Annotated in this window: 20 protein-coding genes; all 20 read right to left on the minus strand. The window is 53.5% G+C overall.

Annotated features, from left to right (window positions below; genetic code table 11):
• Positions 1-9: 9 nt before the first annotated feature.
• The 20 genes from KNP72_RS04315 to topA all read right to left on the minus strand — a co-directional run bounded on the left by KNP72_RS04315 (position 10) and on the right by topA (position 17,146).
• Positions 10-459, minus strand: coding sequence for a flagellar basal body-associated FliL family protein (locus KNP72_RS04315; protein ID WP_021067128.1), 450 nt, complete (start codon positions 457-459; stop codon positions 10-12).
• Positions 452-670 (minus strand): flagellar FlbD family protein, encoded by a 219-nt coding sequence (locus KNP72_RS04320; RefSeq protein WP_214752225.1) that lies wholly within the window; start codon positions 668-670, stop codon positions 452-454. Before KNP72_RS04320 ends, KNP72_RS04315 begins: the two co-directional genes overlap by 8 nt.
• On the minus strand, positions 670-1,461 hold the full coding sequence (gene flgG, locus KNP72_RS04325) for a flagellar basal body rod protein FlgG (protein ID WP_214832314.1): 792 nt from the start codon (positions 1,459-1,461) through the stop codon (positions 670-672). Before flgG ends, KNP72_RS04320 begins: the two co-directional genes overlap by 1 nt.
• Positions 1,462-1,472: 11 nt before the next feature.
• Positions 1,473-1,904, minus strand: a complete 432-nt coding sequence (locus KNP72_RS04330; RefSeq protein ID WP_214832315.1) for a flagellar hook capping FlgD N-terminal domain-containing protein — start codon at positions 1,902-1,904, stop codon at positions 1,473-1,475.
• Complete coding sequence (locus tag KNP72_RS04335; RefSeq protein ID WP_251128876.1) at positions 1,876-2,922, minus strand: flagellar hook-length control protein FliK; 1,047 nt, start codon at positions 2,920-2,922, stop codon at positions 1,876-1,878. Before KNP72_RS04335 ends, KNP72_RS04330 begins: the two co-directional genes overlap by 29 nt.
• A gap of 20 nt (positions 2,923-2,942) precedes the next feature.
• Entirely contained in the window at positions 2,943-3,503 is a 561-nt protein-coding gene (locus KNP72_RS04340) for a MotE family protein (RefSeq protein WP_214832319.1), read from the minus strand.
• A gap of 4 nt (positions 3,504-3,507) precedes the next feature.
• Positions 3,508-3,942 (minus strand): flagellar FliJ family protein, encoded by a 435-nt coding sequence (locus KNP72_RS04345; protein WP_214832320.1) that lies wholly within the window; start codon positions 3,940-3,942, stop codon positions 3,508-3,510.
• A complete protein-coding gene (fliI, locus tag KNP72_RS04350; protein WP_214832322.1) occupies positions 3,939-5,258 on the minus strand; it encodes a flagellar protein export ATPase FliI in 1,320 nt (439 codons plus the stop codon). Before fliI ends, KNP72_RS04345 begins: the two co-directional genes overlap by 4 nt.
• Positions 5,245-5,967, minus strand: coding sequence for a FliH/SctL family protein (locus KNP72_RS04355; protein WP_214832323.1), 723 nt, complete (start codon positions 5,965-5,967; stop codon positions 5,245-5,247). Before KNP72_RS04355 ends, fliI begins: the two co-directional genes overlap by 14 nt.
• Positions 5,951-6,958 (minus strand): flagellar motor switch protein FliG, encoded by a 1,008-nt coding sequence (gene fliG, locus KNP72_RS04360; protein ID WP_021067119.1) that lies wholly within the window; start codon positions 6,956-6,958, stop codon positions 5,951-5,953. Before fliG ends, KNP72_RS04355 begins: the two co-directional genes overlap by 17 nt.
• 5 nt (positions 6,959-6,963) lie before the next feature.
• Entirely contained in the window at positions 6,964-8,532 is a 1,569-nt protein-coding gene (gene fliF, locus KNP72_RS04365; RefSeq protein ID WP_214719438.1) for a flagellar basal-body MS-ring/collar protein FliF, read from the minus strand.
• A 21-nt stretch (positions 8,533-8,553) separates the two neighbouring features.
• The gene (gene fliE, locus KNP72_RS04370; RefSeq protein WP_214832324.1) at positions 8,554-8,838 is read right to left on the minus strand and encodes a flagellar hook-basal body complex protein FliE; all 285 of its coding nucleotides are present in this window, start codon (positions 8,836-8,838) and stop codon (positions 8,554-8,556) included.
• Positions 8,839-8,851: 13 nt separating this feature from the next.
• Positions 8,852-9,280 (minus strand): flagellar basal body rod protein FlgC, encoded by a 429-nt coding sequence (flgC, locus tag KNP72_RS04375; RefSeq protein WP_021067116.1) that lies wholly within the window; start codon positions 9,278-9,280, stop codon positions 8,852-8,854.
• Between the two features lie 2 nt (positions 9,281-9,282).
• On the minus strand, positions 9,283-9,651 hold the full coding sequence (gene flgB, locus KNP72_RS04380) for a flagellar basal body rod protein FlgB (RefSeq protein ID WP_131433917.1): 369 nt from the start codon (positions 9,649-9,651) through the stop codon (positions 9,283-9,285).
• Positions 9,652-9,924: 273 nt separating this feature from the next.
• Entirely contained in the window at positions 9,925-10,704 is a 780-nt protein-coding gene (gene codY, locus KNP72_RS04385; protein WP_016508279.1) for a GTP-sensing pleiotropic transcriptional regulator CodY, read from the minus strand.
• Positions 10,705-10,741: 37 nt separating this feature from the next.
• The gene (gene hslU / locus KNP72_RS04390) at positions 10,742-12,115 is read right to left on the minus strand and encodes an ATP-dependent protease ATPase subunit HslU (protein ID WP_214719440.1); all 1,374 of its coding nucleotides are present in this window, start codon (positions 12,113-12,115) and stop codon (positions 10,742-10,744) included.
• Positions 12,112-12,660: an ATP-dependent protease subunit HslV gene (gene hslV / locus KNP72_RS04395; RefSeq protein ID WP_021067113.1), complete on the minus strand. Its 549-nt coding sequence runs from the start codon at positions 12,658-12,660 to the stop codon at positions 12,112-12,114. Before hslV ends, hslU begins: the two co-directional genes overlap by 4 nt.
• A gap of 11 nt (positions 12,661-12,671) precedes the next feature.
• Entirely contained in the window at positions 12,672-13,553 is an 882-nt protein-coding gene (gene xerA / locus KNP72_RS04400; RefSeq protein WP_214719441.1) for a site-specific tyrosine recombinase/integron integrase, read from the minus strand.
• A gap of 186 nt (positions 13,554-13,739) precedes the next feature.
• The gene (gene trmFO, locus KNP72_RS04405) at positions 13,740-15,047 is read right to left on the minus strand and encodes an FADH(2)-oxidizing methylenetetrahydrofolate--tRNA-(uracil(54)-C(5))-methyltransferase TrmFO (protein WP_251128877.1); all 1,308 of its coding nucleotides are present in this window, start codon (positions 15,045-15,047) and stop codon (positions 13,740-13,742) included.
• 2 nt (positions 15,048-15,049) lie between these two features.
• Complete coding sequence (gene topA, locus KNP72_RS04410) at positions 15,050-17,146, minus strand: type I DNA topoisomerase (RefSeq protein WP_214752238.1); 2,097 nt, start codon at positions 17,144-17,146, stop codon at positions 15,050-15,052.
• Between the last annotated feature and the right edge of the window lie 62 nt (positions 17,147-17,208).

Raw genomic sequence — 17,208 nt, forward strand, 5'->3', positions numbered from 1 at the left:
GATGCCACCTCACTGTATGATTTTCTTCGTCATATAGACTCGTTGGACCTCACCTGACTCCAACAGCCCGTTTAATTGTTTACGGAGCGACTGCTCAAATTTCTGCATGTCTTCTTTCGTCGTGAGCTTCGCTTTCGTCATACCGGCCAAGTCGCCGAGGATGACGTTATGCACTTGGAACTTTCGAAGTTCGAGATCTTCTTTCGTCTCCGCGGCATCGGTCACGATCGTGAACTGGACGTTAATGAAACGCTCATCTTGGATGTTCGTCGTCATATCGTCCGTCGTGAAGCTACGTTCGGCCAACTCTTCGGCGGTGACGGGTTTCGTCTTCGCCGTCACGTTGTCACCAAACAAGTATTTATAAGTCATGAATCCTGCCCCGCCCATGACGAGCAGGACGACTAACAGGATGAGCACCATCTTCATGGCGCCGCCTTTTTGTTTTTCTTCACTCATCTTCTTCACCTCGTATGCCTATCGTTCCAACCAAACCGATCGAGGCATAAAACGCCGTCGTCCGGTCGATGATTTGTTGTTTCGTCTCGCTGACGATATACGTCTTTCCGTTATACAAGTGAATGATCGTGTCGGGCTCGGCTTTGACCGTCTCGATGAACAAGGCGTTTAGCACAAGTTCTTCACCCCGGAGCGTTGTGACGTGAATCATTAGCGTTTCAAGTTGACGAGTTCTTGGAGAATCTCGTCCGATGTTGTAATGATTCGTGTGTTCGCTTGGAAACCACGTTGGGCGACAATCATTTCTGTGAACTCTTCAGACAAATCGACGTTCGACATCTCGAGTGCACCCGAGACGAGCTCGCCACGTCCATCTTGTCCAGCAACACCGACTTGCGGCAATCCCGAGTTTTGCGATTGAATGAAGTTGTTCGCGCCGACTTTTGACAATCCGGCGTTGTTGGCGAACGTGACGACTTGGATTTGACCGACGACTGTCGAAGCCCCGGCGTTATCGACGTAGCTGACTTGTCCGTCTTTACCGATTGAGAGCGACTTCGCCCCAGCCGGGATATTGATGCGCCCGCCACCGATTGATTGGACATAAGCCCCATCCCCGTTCACAAGGTCGCCTGCGTTGTCCGTGTAGAAGTTACCGGCCCGCGTGTATTGCGTCTGCCCGTTTACGTCCAAGGCGAAGAATCCTTCACCTGAGATTCCGACGTCAAGCGCTCGACCAGAGTTTTGCATGGCGCCTTGGTTATAGACATTATCAACGGTTGCCATCGTGCCCCCGAGACCGACTTCTTTCGGGTTGACCCCGCCACTCAAACCGTTCGCCGCCGTCGCACTGCCGACCTGTTGGCTGACGAGGTCTTTAAACGTGACGCGCCCTTTTTTATAACCGAACGTGTTGACGTTGGCGATGTTGTTCCCGACGACATCAAGCTTCGATTGGAAGTTCTTTAACCCACTGATTCCTGAGTACATTGCTCTTAACATGATGAATCCTCCTATGCTGATTTGATGGAAGTGATGTTGTACACGTTGACGGACGTTCCGTCTTCAAGGTCGGCCACATAGCCGGCTTCGGTCTTCGAGATTGAAACAACACGTCCCGTCCCTTTAATCGTCTCGGTTTCTGTTTCATTTGTATAAGCGACCGTTTGTCCGATCATATTGCTGAATTCTGAAATCGAGGCCATTTGTCGGTCGACGAGCACCGAGTCGAGTTGTTTCGAGATTGTCTGCATTTGTTCGAGAGAAGAGAACTGAGCCATCTGGGAAATGAACTCACGGTCTTCCATCGGTGACATCGGGTCTTGGTTCGCGAGCTGGGCGAGCAATAGTTTCAAGAACATACTTTGATCGTATTGGTTCGTCGCTTTCGGCATCGATTGATCCGGGAGCGTGTAATCATTCGTCTTCGGCTGGATGGTCGTCATCGTCAGGGTCTCCTTTCGGTTGTTCATGCTGTTCTGGTTCAGGTTGGTCGAACTCATTGAAGCTCGAGTTTTTCGTCTCTAGCGCTTGTTGGGTCAAGTTGACCTCGACGCGGACGTTCGGGTTCGCAGGCTGGAGCGTTTGTTGCAACTGACCTAGTTGCGATTGCAATAACTGTTTCGCTTCTTGGTTGCTCGCAAACAGCTTGACGACGAGTTCCCCGTTTTGCCGTTCGAGTTTGACGACAAGTTCCCCTAACTGTTCCGGATACAGGCGGACCGTGAACACTTTCGACCCATCGGCCCCACTCTTGAACGGGGCCCGTTGCAAGGCCGCTTCGATCCGAGCCTGCATGTTCTCAGGCAGTGAGCCTTTCGAGGCGTACATCACCATCTCAGAGTCGATGCTTGGTTTGGACCACGTCATACTTTTCGGCATCCAGTCGGTGTCTTTGATCGACTGTCGTACCTGTACGGGTTGCGTTTCAGTTTGCATTACATCGGGTATAGATTTTGGGGTCTGTCCGAGCGTCCCTTTAAACTGCGCAACGACTTGCTGGATAATGCGCACGTTCTCCTCTACTTGATCGACCGGTACCGTTTGGACTAGTGTGTCCGTCTCTTTCTTCGTGAGCGTGAACGAGAGCGTCGGCGCTGCCGTTTGACTCGTTAGCAGGGCAGGGATTGCGTCCGGGGCCTTGGCCATTGCAGGTTCCGGGGCGACTTGATTCAAAATCCCGATATAGGCATCCATGAACTTTCGATACGCATCGGCCGGCAACGACTTTAACCATTGCAGGCTATCCGGCTGTTGAAGCCACTGCTCTAACCGATTCGATACGTTCTCGAGCGGGAGCGATGCTTCGTCTTCCGGAACAGCCATAGCTTCAGGCGACGCGGTCGGCGTCGTTCCGAGCATGGCCGAGAGCAATTCTAAAAACTGTCCGGTCGGGGTCGCACTCGCGTCCCCGCCTTTTTGTGGTGTCCCTTGCATCGATTGGGCCAGTAAGGCGATATTCATCATCATGTCTTCCTTTCCAGTCACTGGAGCAATTGGGTGACGACGGCGGCCTGCTGAGCATCCATCCGTCCCAATATGTCGGCTTGTTGCTTCGGTGACAAGTCTTTCAATAAGTTCGCCACTTGCGGACTCTCGAGCTCGTTCATGATGGCAGCGGCTTGTTTCGCTGACATCTCTTCATAGACACGAGACACATCCGAAGTTTCTTCTTCGACCGCGCTGGCCGTCGCCAATTCGGCGACGAGCCGGTCCCGCTCCTGAATCAGCTTCGAGACTTCTTCTTGTCTAGCCTTCACTTCGTTCGTCAACTCGGCGTTATCGGAACGAAGTTTCTCGATTTCGGCATTCGCCACTTTCAATCGATTCGCGGCATCAGGATCCACCCCGGTCACGTTCACGTTCGTCTTCACGCTCTCTTCCGGTTCTGATTTTGAACCGGTCTCTAGAAACGGGACCGATAACAACGGACGGTCCATCGCATAGTTCATGACGACAATCCCTCCAACGAGCAGAAAGATGGCCGGGACGAGCACGAGTGCGACCAATAGCTGTCTGCCTCGCTTCGTGTTGTCTTTTTCCATCGGTTTACTTCCCTTTCCCGTGATGAATCACTGCCAACTCATCGATGAAATGCTGTTCGATGAGCTTTGTCGCAGCCACTTCATTTTGACTGACTTTTTCATGCAACGTTACATATTTTTTTTCCTCGACGACTTTTCCGAGCAGGCGTTCCTGCGACAAATGGTAGCGATTACGCGCCTGCTGGACGACAAGTTGTTGTGTCTCAATTTGGCGTTTCAACCTCTCGCGTGTCTGCTCCCGGTATTGCGACATGAGTAGGTCGATGACGCCGGCTTGTTCGTCTTGACTCTTCATGAGCGACTCATACGTCAATACGAGCCGATACAGCGTCTCCATCTCTGTTTCGAACCGTGCTTTATATTGTCTCATCTCCGTCGCCGACTCTTCTTTCTCATGTTCAGCAATCGGCATGATGCGCTCTAACAATAATCTGTTCATCGTTCACCTCGCACGATTTGGGCCAGTCGTTCGAGCGAGTGCTCGAGCGGGGCCTCTTCTTCGATGGATTGCTTTAAAAACGTCAACAAGTTCGGATACTGCTCGATGGCGGTATCGATGGCCGGGTTCGTCCCTTTTTTATAGGCTCCGATATTGATTAAGTCTTCGGCATCCAAATACGTGGCCAGCCAACTACGGAACGTCTGTGCGACGTCACGATGCATCGGCGTGGCGATTTGGTTCATGACCCGGCTGATCGACTTTAGGACGTGTATCGCTGGGAACTGCCCGCGGTTCGCGAGCGAGCGGTCCATGACAAAGTGTCCGTCTAAAATCCCGCGTACCGCATCCGCAATCGGCTCGTTCATATCGTCCCCGTCGACGAGGACGGTGTAGAACGCAGTAATCGATCCTGTCACGGCGGTCCCGCTTCGTTCTAACAGTTGCGGCAACATCGCGAAGACCGATGGCGTATAACCTTTCGACGTCGGGGGTTCTCCTGTTGCGAGTCCGATTTCCCGTTGCGCCATGGCGAACCGGGTCACCGAGTCCATCATGAGGACGACTTCTTTGCCTTGGTCACGGAAGTATTCAGCAATGGCTGTCGCCGTATAGGCGCCTTTCAACCGCACGAGCGGCGGTTGGTCACTCGTCGCCACGATGACGACCGAGCGGGCCATCCCTTCCGGACCGAGCTCTTTCTCGATGAACTCTTTCACTTCCCGGCCACGCTCTCCAATCAAGGCGATGACGTTGATGTCGGCCGATGACCGTTTGGCGATCATGCCGAGCAATGTCGACTTCCCGACACCGGATCCGGCGAACAATCCGACCCGCTGTCCTTTCCCGACCGTCAAGAGACCGTCGATGACGCGAACGCCTGTCGATAAGACGTCTAAAATACGAGGCCGTTCAAGTGGATTCGGTGGTTTACGCAACACGTCGTAACGAGCGCCAGGTATGACACCTTCACCGGACAACGGACGGCCGAGACCATCGAGCACTTGGCCAATCAACTCGTCGCCGACCGGCACTTGCAGCATCCGTCCCGTCCCTTTCACTATGCAGCCCGGTGCGATTTGCGTCGTTTCGCCGTAAGGCATGAGGAGGACGCGTGCCTCATTGAATCCGACAACTTCGGCTTCGACGTGTTGACCGGATGGGAGCTCGATTAAACAACGTTCACCGATAAAAGCACTCGGTCCATTCGACTCGATCATCAGACCGACGACCCGACAAACGCGTCCGACTTTTCGGACGTATTCGTCATCGGGCGAGGACACAATCGACTCGAGTACGCGGTCAATAAGCGCCATCGGCCAGGACCTCCTTGATTTTGGAGCGTACGCGGTCAAAGCTATAGCTCAAATCGAGCTCATCCCCGTGATGCGGGGCCTCAATCCTTACGCTCGTCTCATCCAAACCTGCATCCGCCCGGTATTTGATGCCCGGGCCGTCTGGGATGACCCAGTCCGCTTCAAAGCGTTGAATCGAGGCGAGTCGCGTTGGATGGACGTATACCGTCAATGATTCTGCATCGAGTTGACGGAGCAACTGTTCACGGACCCGGTCGACGAACAACGCCTCATCGTTTCGGACGAGTTCTGTCGTCACACGAGCGCTGACCTCGACGGCGAGGGCGACGAGCTGTTGCTCGGCGTCCCGCCATTTCGTGTCAAACAACTGCTCGAGTTCGACGCTGACGGTGTTTAACCGGGTCGTCAATTCGTCATACTCGGCCTTGCCGTCCCGTCTTCCTTGGTCAAAGCCTGCTTCATAGCCTTCTTGCCTAGCCGACGCGAGCACTTCTTCCCTTAAGTCGGTGAGTTCTTGCTCCATCGCCGTGCGGCGCGCTTCGAGTTCGGCTGCTTGCTCGTCTAGCTGCGCACGTGTTTGGGCCAACCGCTCCCGCTCTTCATCCTGGTGTAGCGTACTCACCGGCTCGAGGAACGGCTTTGAATCAATCCGTTGCGGTTCGAGTGGTGTCGCATAGTGGCGTTTGATTACGTTAGACAACGATGTCATCTCCTCCACCGCGGCTGATTACGATTTCTCCGACGTCTTCTAGGCGACGGATGATGCCGACGATACGGCTTTGTGCCTCTTCGACGTCACGCAACCGGACAGGCCCCATGAATTCCATGTCTTCTTTGAACGTTTCGACCATTCGTTGCGACATGTTTTTGAAGATAATCTGTTTGACTTCGTCGGACGAGACTTTGAGGGCGAGCAAAAGATCGTCGTTCGCCACTTCGCGGATAATCCGCTGAATCGCCCGCGAATCGAGTGTAACGATATCCTCGAAGACGAACATCCGTTTTTTGATTTCTTCGGCCAATTCCGGGTCTTCGATTTCAAGCGCATCGAGAATCGTACGCTCTGTAGTACGGTCGACGCCGTTGAGCACTTCGACGACCGCCTCGATGCCACCGGATTGGGCATAGTCTTGCATATCCGTTTGGGACAAGTTCTTCTCGAGAATCTGTTCAATCTCATGAATCACGTCCGGGTTGAGTCGGTCCATCGTCGCGATCCGTTTGGCGACTTCCGACTGAATCTCAGGCGGGAGCTCAGACAAAATTTGTCCTGACTTGACCGGTTCGAGATGCGCCAAAATCAAGGCGATCGTTTGCGGATGTTCGTTTTGGATAAAGTTCAACAGCTGTTTCGGGTCGGCCTTGCGGGCGAACTCGAACGGTCGGACTTGAAGCGTCGAGGTGAGGCGGTGGATGAGGGCCATCGCCTTCTCTTCTCCGACCGCTTTCTCGAGCACCGTTTTCGCGAATCCGATGCCACCTTGCGTGATATAGCTCTGCGCCATAGCGAGCTCGTGGAACTCACCCATGATGGCTTCTTTTTGTTCGGATGATACTTTTTTCAACGCCGAAATCTGGAGCGTCAATTGCTCCATCTCTTCTTCGGACAGATGCTTGTAGACGCTCGCTGCCACTTCAGGTCCAAGCGAGATCATGAGCATGGCCGCTTTTTCTCGGTTCGGTTGTTTGGCGTAATTCACAGTACTCACTCCTCAGACATCCATGTACGGAGAAGTTTGGCGAACTCTTCAGGGTTGCTCTCTGCCAATTTCTCCAACTGTTTCTTCTTGACGGCCCCTTCGCCCCGTTCTTCGAGGTCGAGGTCCGGCACTTCGTCTTCATATGGGACTTCCCACTCGTTCGACTCGGCTACGGGTTCGCGGTTGCGCTTGCGCATCGCGAAGAACAAGAGCGCGAGCAAGACGACGGCACCGGCTGCGGCGGCATACATCCACCATTGCGTCGGTTGTTCGACCGCGGCCGCTTCTTCCGTTTCTGCGAACGGACGTGAGACGACGACGACTTTCTGTTCAAGTTCCGCCTCAGTGAGTGCCTCTCCAGTCTTGGCGAGTGACGTTCGGATAATCGAGTACATCATCGTCTCGAGGTCACCCTCGAGCTGAGGATCGATCGTCGTCGCCCCGTTCGGTGGTTCGACAATCAATTGGACGCCGAGGTCACGAATCGAGTACGGTGCGTTTTGAATCTGTTTCGTAATTCGGTTGACTTCATAATTGATGATTTCATGATTCTTTTCGCTCTCTTCTTCCCCGGTGCCCGTGGCAGCCGGGAAATTGACCGTATCGTTCTCGGCCGTGCCGGCAGCGGTTGCTGCGCCGGTTCCGCCCGTATATGCCTCAGCAATCCGTTCCGCCGAAGTGACGATGCCTTCCATGCTGTCCTCGTTGACAGGTGTCACAAGGTTTTGCTCTTCAGCAGATTGCGTCGTGTCGATATCGGCCGTGACCGAGACGAGCACGCTTCGTTCCCCGAGCAACACCGACAACATTTGTTGAATCTGTTGACGAACGTCTTTCTCGACTTGGCGTTTCAAGACGAGCGGGTCGGTCGATGATCCACCGGCCGTCGTCGTCTGGTCTAAATCGTAATACGTGAAATATTGGTCCATGACTGAGATATTTTCAGGTTTCAAGTTAGGTACGCTCTTACTGATTAAATGATAGAGCCCTTTCACCGTGGCCGGCTCAAGATTCGTACCAGCTCCTAAATTTAGGACGATGGAGGCCGTCGGTTCACCTTGATCTTCGGCCAAGAAGACCGATTTTTCTGGAATCGAGATGATGACTTTCGCCTGGTTGATCCCTTCGATTTGCGTGATCAACCGTTCGAGCTCGGTCTGCATCGCGCTCCGCTCGATGACGGCCATCTCACGGTCCGTCGTTCCGAAGCCAGCGTTCTCGCTGAAGAAGCTATAATCGATTGCTCCCGATTTCGGGATGCCTGCTGCCGCCAGACTGACTTTCAGTTGGTCGACTTGCTCACTCGGCACGTAGACGCTGACACCGTTCGAAGTCGCTTTAATCTCAGCCTTCACGCCGTCGGCCGTCAGCTGTTCCGTCACCTCGCCCGCCTCTTGGGCGGACAGGTTCGTATAGAGCGGGGCCATGTTCGGACGCGACAGCCAGACGGTCAAGAGCACCGCGACGAGAAGCACGCCGGCGATGACGAGACCCCAAATGATTTTACGGTTCGTTTTTATCGTTTGAAGCGAACCGGTCAGTGAACCGAATCGTTCTTTTAACTTTTCATTCATCGCTACTCGTCATCCTCTACTTTAAACTTGCATTCGCATCATTTCTTGATAGGCCTCGACTGCTTTGTTGCGCACCTCTATCGCGAGTTGCATCGCAATCGACGACTCTTCACTTTGTATCATGACTTGATGTAAATCGGCCTTGCCGACGGCGAGGTCGGCTCGGGCCGCGCTCGTCGCTTGTTGGACGTCATTTAACGAGCGCATGGCCTCGTTCAAATACGTTCCGAACTGGGACGGCGTCTCTTTCACCGCCGGCGCGACCATCGGCTGTGTGCCCATCAATTGAATCGGGTTGATTTGCATGTATCGTCACTCCTTATCCTTTGCCAATTTCCATCGCTTTGACGAGCATCGCCTTCGTGGCGTTCATCGCGGCGATGTTCGCCTCGTATGACCGCGTCGCCCCCATCAAGTCGACCATTTCTTTCAATAGGTCGACGTTTGGCATCTGGACATAACCGCGGTCATCCGAATCAGGATGACTCGGGTCATAGACGAGCTTGTACGGACTCTCATCTTCCACAATCTGTGAGACTTCGACGCCGCCGCTGACAGCGGACAGCTGTTGGCGAAACGGCGCTTCCTGCATCACGGTCATTTTTCGTGTATACGGTTGCCACTCCCCGTCGACGAGTTTGCCGCGTGTCGTCTGGGCGTTCGCGATGTTCGCGGACACCGTGTCCATCCGTAACCGCTGCGACGTCAGTGCCGTCGCCGAAATATGAAAACTATCAAACATGCCCATCGTCAACGTCCTCCTCTAATGACGGTTTTGAGTCCGCCGAGTCGGCGGTTCAACTGTTCCATCATCGCTTCATATTGAAGCTGGTTCCGTGCCAATTCGCTCATCTCGTAATCGAGATCGACGTTATTGCCGTCACTTCGCATCGCACCTCCGGCCCGATCCGTGATCGTCGTCGCCGCGCGCTCGCTCGGACGACCGCCTGCCAGCTTGAGACGCATCTCGTTGTTCAGCGTCTGTTCGAACACGGCTTGCTTCGCCCGGAAGTTCGGGGTATCGATATTCGATAGGTTATGGCTGATGACTTTTTGATTTACGACCGAATGATTGATCGCTTGCTTCATTAATTGATAGTCGCTGCCAATCCAATTCATGCGTTTCACTCGCTTTCACTAAAAGAATGCATGTATATACCTTATTTGGAAAATCCACTATTTCATTGAAACAAATCTGTAACAGTCTTGAAAGATATTTTTATTAAAACAGGTAAATGCTGTCTTCTGTTTTTGTCGAATTTACGACGAATTCTGAAAATAATTACTTTTGCACTAAAAAAAGTCGCCCCCATTACATTGGGAGCGACTTTGTAAGTCGAAAGTCCTATATCGTTAGGCTTTCTGATATTCATCAAGTAAATCTGATTTATTTCAGTTCGATTTCAACTTCTGTAATTCAAACAAGAAGTTATCATTCAATATCTTAATATACGTTCCTTTCATCCCGAGTGAACGCGACTCGATGACACCCGCACTTTCCAATTTACGGAGCGCGTTGACGATGACCGACCGTGTAATTCCCACACGGTCGGCAATTTTGGAAGCAACTAGTAAACCTTCATTGCCGCCAAGCTCTTCGAAGATGTGCTCGATCGCTTCAAGCTCAGAATACGAGAGCGAATTGATCGCCATTTGGACGACCGCTTTTTTACGGGCTGACGCCTCGGCTTCGGCCGCTTTCTCACGAAGAATCTCCATCCCTACGACCGTCGCGCTATATTCGGCCAAGACGAGGTCGTCTTCCGTGAACTCGTTGTTGAGCCGGCCGAGCACGAGTGTACCGAGACGCTCGCCGCCACCGATGATTGGAACGATCGTCGTCATCGAGTCGAGGAACAACTCACGGTTCTCGACCGGGAACGCCGTGTACTCACTGTCGATGCCGATATTTTCCGTCGTCTCTTTGACGTTGAACAAGTTCGAGGCGTATGGCTCCGGGAATTGACGGTCGACCAAGAACGCCTTCATGCGTTCGTTCTCGATTTGTTGTTTGATGGCAAAACCGAGCAAGCGGCCCCGACGACTGACGATGAACGTGTTTGCTTCGAGTACTTCGCGCATCTTATCCGCCATTTCTTTAAAGTCTACGTGTGCGCTTGCCTCTTGTTGAAGCATCGTGTTCAATTGGCGTGTTTTGTCTAGTAAGTTCATAATTCTGATTTTCCTCCCTGTATGTGCATACAGAATCTTATAGTATAAATTGGCTAAGGTCTCGATCTTCCGCAATCGAGCCGACTTTCTCTTTGACATAGGCCGGTGTGATTTGAACATGCGTTTGCGGCATGTCGGCCGCCTCGAACGACAAGTCTTCAAGGACGCGCTCCATGATCGTGTACAAGCGGCGGGCCCCGATGTCATCCGTCTCTCGGTTGACGTGCGTCGCAATGCGCGCAATCTCCTCGATGGCCGGATGCGTGAACTCGACGCTAATCTCCTCCGACTCGAGGAGTGCCGTGTACTGCTTGATGAGCGCCTGGGACGGTTCCGTCAAAATCTTAACGAAGTCCTCCTCGGTCAGGCTGCTCAGTTCAACACGAATCGGGAACCGACCTTGCAGTTCAGGAATCAAGTCGGACGGCTTCGCCATATGGAACGCTCCGGCGGCGATGAAGAGCACATGGTCCGTCTTGACCGGACCATACTTCGTGACGACGGTCGATCCTTCGACGATCGGCAAGATGTCACGCTGGACGCCATCTCGTGAGACACCGGCATGGTCTTGAGACTTCGTCGCAATCTTATCGATCTCATCGACGAAGATGATGCCCATCTGTTCACTGCGGCGCACGGCCTCGTCATGAACCTCGTTCATATCGAGCAAGCTTTCCGCTTCCTCGGCGATGATGAGCGGACGTGCCTCACGGACCGGCAACTTGCGTTTCTTCCGTTTCTTCGGCACGATTTGCCCGAGCATGTCCTGCAAGTTCGATAACCCTTCCATACCTTGCCCTTGGAACAAGTCGACGGTCTGCTTCTCCTCGAGGTTGACCTCAATCAATCGCTCCTCGAGTTCACCGAGTTCGAGCAAGCGACGCAACTGTGCGCGGTCGGACGACTGCGTGTTAGTCGGCTCCTCGGTCTTTTGGGTTTGGCCGCCGAACAGCGCCTCGAACGGGTTCGAAGCAGTGGTCGGTTCGACTTTTGCCTTCCCTTGCAAAGCGTCGAGGATGCGTTCCGTCGCAGCGACTTCGGCTTGCTCTTTCACGCCTTCCTTTTTCTCTTCCTTCACGAGACGGACCGATGCTTCGACGAGGTCACGGACCATCGATTCGACATCGCGGCCGACGTAGCCGACTTCCGTGAATTTCGTGGCCTCGACTTTGACGAACGGCGCGCCGACGAGTTTGGCCAGGCGGCGTGCGATCTCCGTCTTCCCGACACCGGTCGGTCCGATCATCAAGATGTTCTTCGGTGTCACTTCATCACGCAGGTCGGCACTCAACTTTTGGCGACGGTACCGGTTGCGGAGTGCGATGGCGACGGCGCGCTTGGCATCCTTTTGTCCGATGACGAAGCGGTCTAGCTCCGCTACGATTTGGCGTGGTGTCAGTTCACGTTTCATTCAGAATCGCCTCCGATCGTTTCTACGATGACTTGGTCGTTTGTATAGACGCACAACTCTCCGGCAATCTCAAGAGCGGCGCGGGCTATGTCTTCCGCTGATTTCTCAGGCGAATGGCGCACGAGCGCGCGCCCGGCAGCGAGCGCATAGTTCCCGCCCGAACCGATCGCTAAAATGCCATCATCCGGTTCAATCACTTCGCCGTTCCCAGACACGAGCAGTAGGTGCTCACGGTCCATGACAATCAAGAGCGCTTCGAGTTGACGGAGCATCTTATCCCCGCGCCACTCTTTGGCCAGCTCGACGGCCGCACGCGGCAAGTTTCCGTTATACATCTCTAGCTTTGATTCAAACTTCTCGAACAGGGTGAATGCGTCGGCAACGCTTCCGGCGAATCCGGCGACGACTTTACCGCCGTAGAGACGTCTTACTTTTTTGGCCTTGTTTTTCATGATGACGGCGTTTCCGAACGTGACTTGTCCATCCCCGCTCATAGCACCATGCCCGTTGTGACGAACTGCGAAAATCGTGGTTGCGTGAAACATCTGATGACCTCCTACTTTCTCGGATGTGTGGCTTGATAGACCGCTCGCAAGCGTTCCGTCGAGACGTGGGTGTAACGCCCCGTCGTCGAGAGCGACTCGTGGCCGAGCAACTCTTGGACGGCACGGAGGTCGGCCCCGCGCTCGAGCAAGTCCGTCGCAAAACTATGACGGAGCGAGTGAGGCGTCAACGGCTTATGCAGGCCGCCTTGTTTCCTCAGACGCTTCATGACGTAGCGAATTTGGTCTGTTGTCACTCGATTCCCTTTTTGACTGAGGAATAATGCCGTTTCTTGGGGGGAAGCGCATGTTCGGCGTGCATCGAGATAACGATTAAGCGCCTCGATGGCGAACTGCCCGATTGGAATGTAGCGTTCTTTCTTCCCTTTCCCGACGACATGCACGAAGGCGAGTTCGGCATCGTAAGACGACACGTCCATCCCGCACAACTCGGCGACGCGCATGCCTGTCCCGTATAGCATCTCGACGATGGCGACATCACGGGCCCTCAGGAACGGATCATCTTGTCCGTCCGCGGTCGCGATGAGCTGTTCGACCTCGCTCGGCACGGCGAACGTCGGAAGCGTCTTGCGCCGCTTCGGTGACGTCAGGCCGTGGAACAGTGGATCGACACCCGTCTCCCGTGCCACAAATTTCCCGAATTGTTTGAGGCACGACACTTTTTGGGCGACCGTCGTCGTGGCGTTGTCCGTCTCATAAAGGGCATATAAATAACGCCGCGCCGACTGCACATCATACGGATCTTGATGTGTCGATTGGCAATAAGCGGCGTACTGGTCGAGCGTCTGCTCGTAAGAGCGTTTAGTATGAGGAGACAGTCGGCGTTCGACTTGGCAATAGCGCAAAAATGACTGTTGATCGTCACCGAATCCCATTCTCTCGCCCCCTCGTTTTCAGCTTAAAAACGCATGTTCCCGTCAAATCGAAATTAGCATAGCACACACCGTCAGAGGTGACAATAGATAGCCCTTCAATAATCTGAAAATTTTCAAAGTGTTGTACAAATTACACAATTGAAATTTAAATTCACAAAAAAGGAGCCAAAAAATGGCTCCTTTCCCTTAAATCTCTTTATATTGCTGAATCGTTTCAAGGGCACGGTTCGCATAACGTTCGTACCGTTCTTGTTTCTTCATTTTCTTCGGCGCATCTTCTAGCGACGGCACGAGCCCGAAGTTTGCGTTCATCGGTTGGAAGTGTTTGCCGTCCGTCGTCGTGATATAGTGCGCCATCGAACCGAGCATCGTCTCGCGTGGCAAGACGACGAGTTCTTCACCGGCAATCAGTTTCGCTGCGTTAATCCCAGCGAGGAGCCCTGACGCCGCCGATTCGACGTACCCTTCCACACCGGTCATCTGCCCGGCGAAGAACAACGTGTCGCGTGTCCGCGCCTGATACGTCGGTTTCAACAGGCTCGGCGAGTTGATGAACGTGTTCCGGTGCATGACACCGTAGCGCACGATCTCCGCGTTCTCGAGACCTGGGATGAGTTGAAGGATGCGTTTCTGTTCGCCCCATTTGAGGTGGGTCTGGAAACCGACCAAGTTGAACAGCGTGCCGGCCGAGTTGTCTTGACGTAACTGCACGACCGCGTGCGGACGTTTGCCCGTCTTCGGATCTTCAAGGCCGACCGGTTTCATCGGTCCGAACAAGAGCGTCTTCTTGCCGCGTTGGGCGAGGACTTCAAACGGCATGCAGCCTTCGAAGTAAATCTCTTTCTCGAACTCTTTGAGCGGGACGACTTCTGCTTTGACGAGCTCGTCGTAGAACACGTCGAACTCTTCTTCCGTCATCGGACAGTTGAGGTACGCCGCCTCACCTTTGTCGTAACGTGATTTCAAATAGACCTTGTCCCGGTCGATCGTCTCGCCGTCTAAAATCGGTGCCGCGGCGTCGTAGAAGTAAAGGTAATCTTCCCCTGTGAACGCTTTGAGCGAAGCCGAGAGGTCCGGTGACGTGAGCGGACCGGTCGCCATGATGACGATCCCGTCCGGAATCGCCGTGATTTCTTCGTTGTGCACCGTCACGTTCGGATGGTTTTTCAACGTGTCCGTCACGAAGCCGGCGAAGTCATGACGGTCGACGGCGAGAGCGCCGCCGGCCGGTACGCTTGCCGTGTCGGCCGCTTTCAAGATGAGCGAGTCGAGCGTGCGCATCTCTTCTTTCAAGACGCCGACCGCGTTTTGGAGCCCGTTCGCTCGTAGCGAGTTCGAGCAGACCAGTTCAGCGAATTGGTCCGTATGGTGTGCCGGTGTCTTTCGGACCGGTCTCATTTCATACAAATCGACTTGAATTCCGCGTTTCGCGAGTTGCCAAGCCGCCTCGGAGCCGGCGAGGCCCGCTCCGATCACAGTTACACGTTGCTGCAAAGTTAATCCTCCTCTAACTGATGTACCTCGGCATGGGTACAGTTCGTACATTGATATTTCACACCGTCTTTAATTTTTTTCTCGACCATCATTTTACCACATTCCGGACACGGTTTCGCGACCGGCTTGTCCCATGAGACGAACTCACAGTCTGGATAGTTCGAGCAACCATAGAACAGACGACCCTTTTTACTGCGTCGTTCGACGACTTGTCCGTCTTTGCAGCTCGGACACGGGACGCCAATCTCGACTTGTACCGGTTTCGTGTTCGTACAGTTCGGGAAGTTCGAGCATGCCATGAATTTCCCGTAACGGCCCATCTTGATGACCATCGGCGAACCGCACACTTCGCAGTCGATGCCGGCCGGCTCATCTTTCACTTCGATTTTCTCAATCTCCGATTCCGCCCGTTTCAAACGCTTCTCGAAACTGCGATAGATTGGAGCGACGACTTCCGTCCATTGGACTTCCTCGTTCTCAATCGAGTCGAGGAGCGTCTCCATGTCGGCCGTGAACTGGACGGTGATGAAGTCGTTGAAGTACTCATCGATCATCTCGATGACGAGTTCGCCGAGTTCTGTCGGAACGAACTTCTTCTCTTCAAGGACGACGTATCCGCGTTTTTGAATCGTATCGAGCGTCGGTGCATACGTCGACGGACGACCGATCCCGAGTTCTTCCATCGCCCGGACGAGGCGCGCCTCACTGTATCGTGGCGGCGGTTGTGTGAAGTGCTGTTTCGGTTCGATCGTCTCGAACTTGACGAGGTCATCCACTTCGAGCGGCGGGAGCAACCCTTCTTTCTCCGGGTTCGTGTCTTCGATATCTTCATCTTTCGATTCGATATACACTTTCATGAAACCAGGGAATTTGACGGTCGACCCGTTGGCACGGAAAGTCATACCGTTCGACTCGACGTCGATTTTCACCGTATCGAGGATGGCCGGCGCCATTTGGCTCGCGACGAGACGCTCCCAAATCAACTTGTACAACCGGAGCTGGTCACGTGACAAGTACGCTTTCACCGAGGCCGGGTCGCGTAACGCCGAAGTCGGACGAATCGCTTCGTGGGCGTCCTGAGCGTTCGCGGCTTTCTTTTCTTTTTGTTTTTGCAACGCGACGTACTCTTCTCCGAACGTGGATTCGATATACTCTTTCGCTTCTGCTTTCGCCAAATCCGAGATGCGCGTCGAGTCGGTACGCATATACGTGATCAAACCGACGGTGCCTTCTTTCTTGCCGAGGTCGATCCCTTCGTATAGCTGTTGCGCGAGCATCATCGTCTTCTTGGCACGGAAGTTCAATTTACGGGCCGCATCTTGCTGGAGCGAACTCGTCGTGAACGGGAGCGACGCGTTGCGCTTCCGCTCTTTCTTCGTGACGTCGATGACTTTAAATGAGTCGTCAATCGCTTTGAGCACCGCGTCGGCATCCGCCTCGCTCTTGAGCTCCATTTTTTTCCCGTCTTTTCCATAAAACGAAGTCTCGAACGATTCGCCTTCATGGTTGAGGGTGAGTTTGATGGTCCAATACTCTTCTGGGTCGAAGGCATTGATTTCCCGCTCCCGGTCGATAATCATTTTAACGGCCACGGATTGAACGCGTCCGGCCGATAATCCTTTTTTGACTTTCTTCCATAGTAATGGGCTCATCCCGTATCCGACGAGACGGTCCAAAATTCGACGCGCCTGCTGGGCATCGACGAGGTCATGGTTGATTTTACGTGGGTGTTTGAACGACTCTTTAATCGCATCTTTCGTGATCTCGTTAAAGACGACGCGACATTCCGTCGTTTCGTCGACACCGAGGGCACGTGCTAAATGCCAAGCAATCGCTTCCCCTTCGCGATCCGGGTCAGCCGCGAGAAAGATTTTCGTCGCTTTTTTGGCTGCCGTCTTCAATTCTTTCAAAACTGGACCTTTGCCACGGATCGTGATGTACTTCGGTTCAAAGTCATGTTCCACGTCGACACCGAGTTGACTTTTCGGTAAATCGATGACGTGACCCATCGAAGCCTTGACCGTGTAATTCGATCCTAAATAACGTTTAATGGTTTTCGCTTTCGCGGGTGATTCGACGATCACCAAGTATTTTGCCATACATCTGCTCCCCTTTTAGAGGTCATTTAAATCCCTACCATAATATTCATGTTGTCGATGGT

It is taken from the genome of Exiguobacterium sp. s152 (genome assembly GCF_018618335.1).
GTDB lineage: Bacteria > Bacillota > Bacilli > Exiguobacteriales > Exiguobacteriaceae > Exiguobacterium > Exiguobacterium chiriqhucha.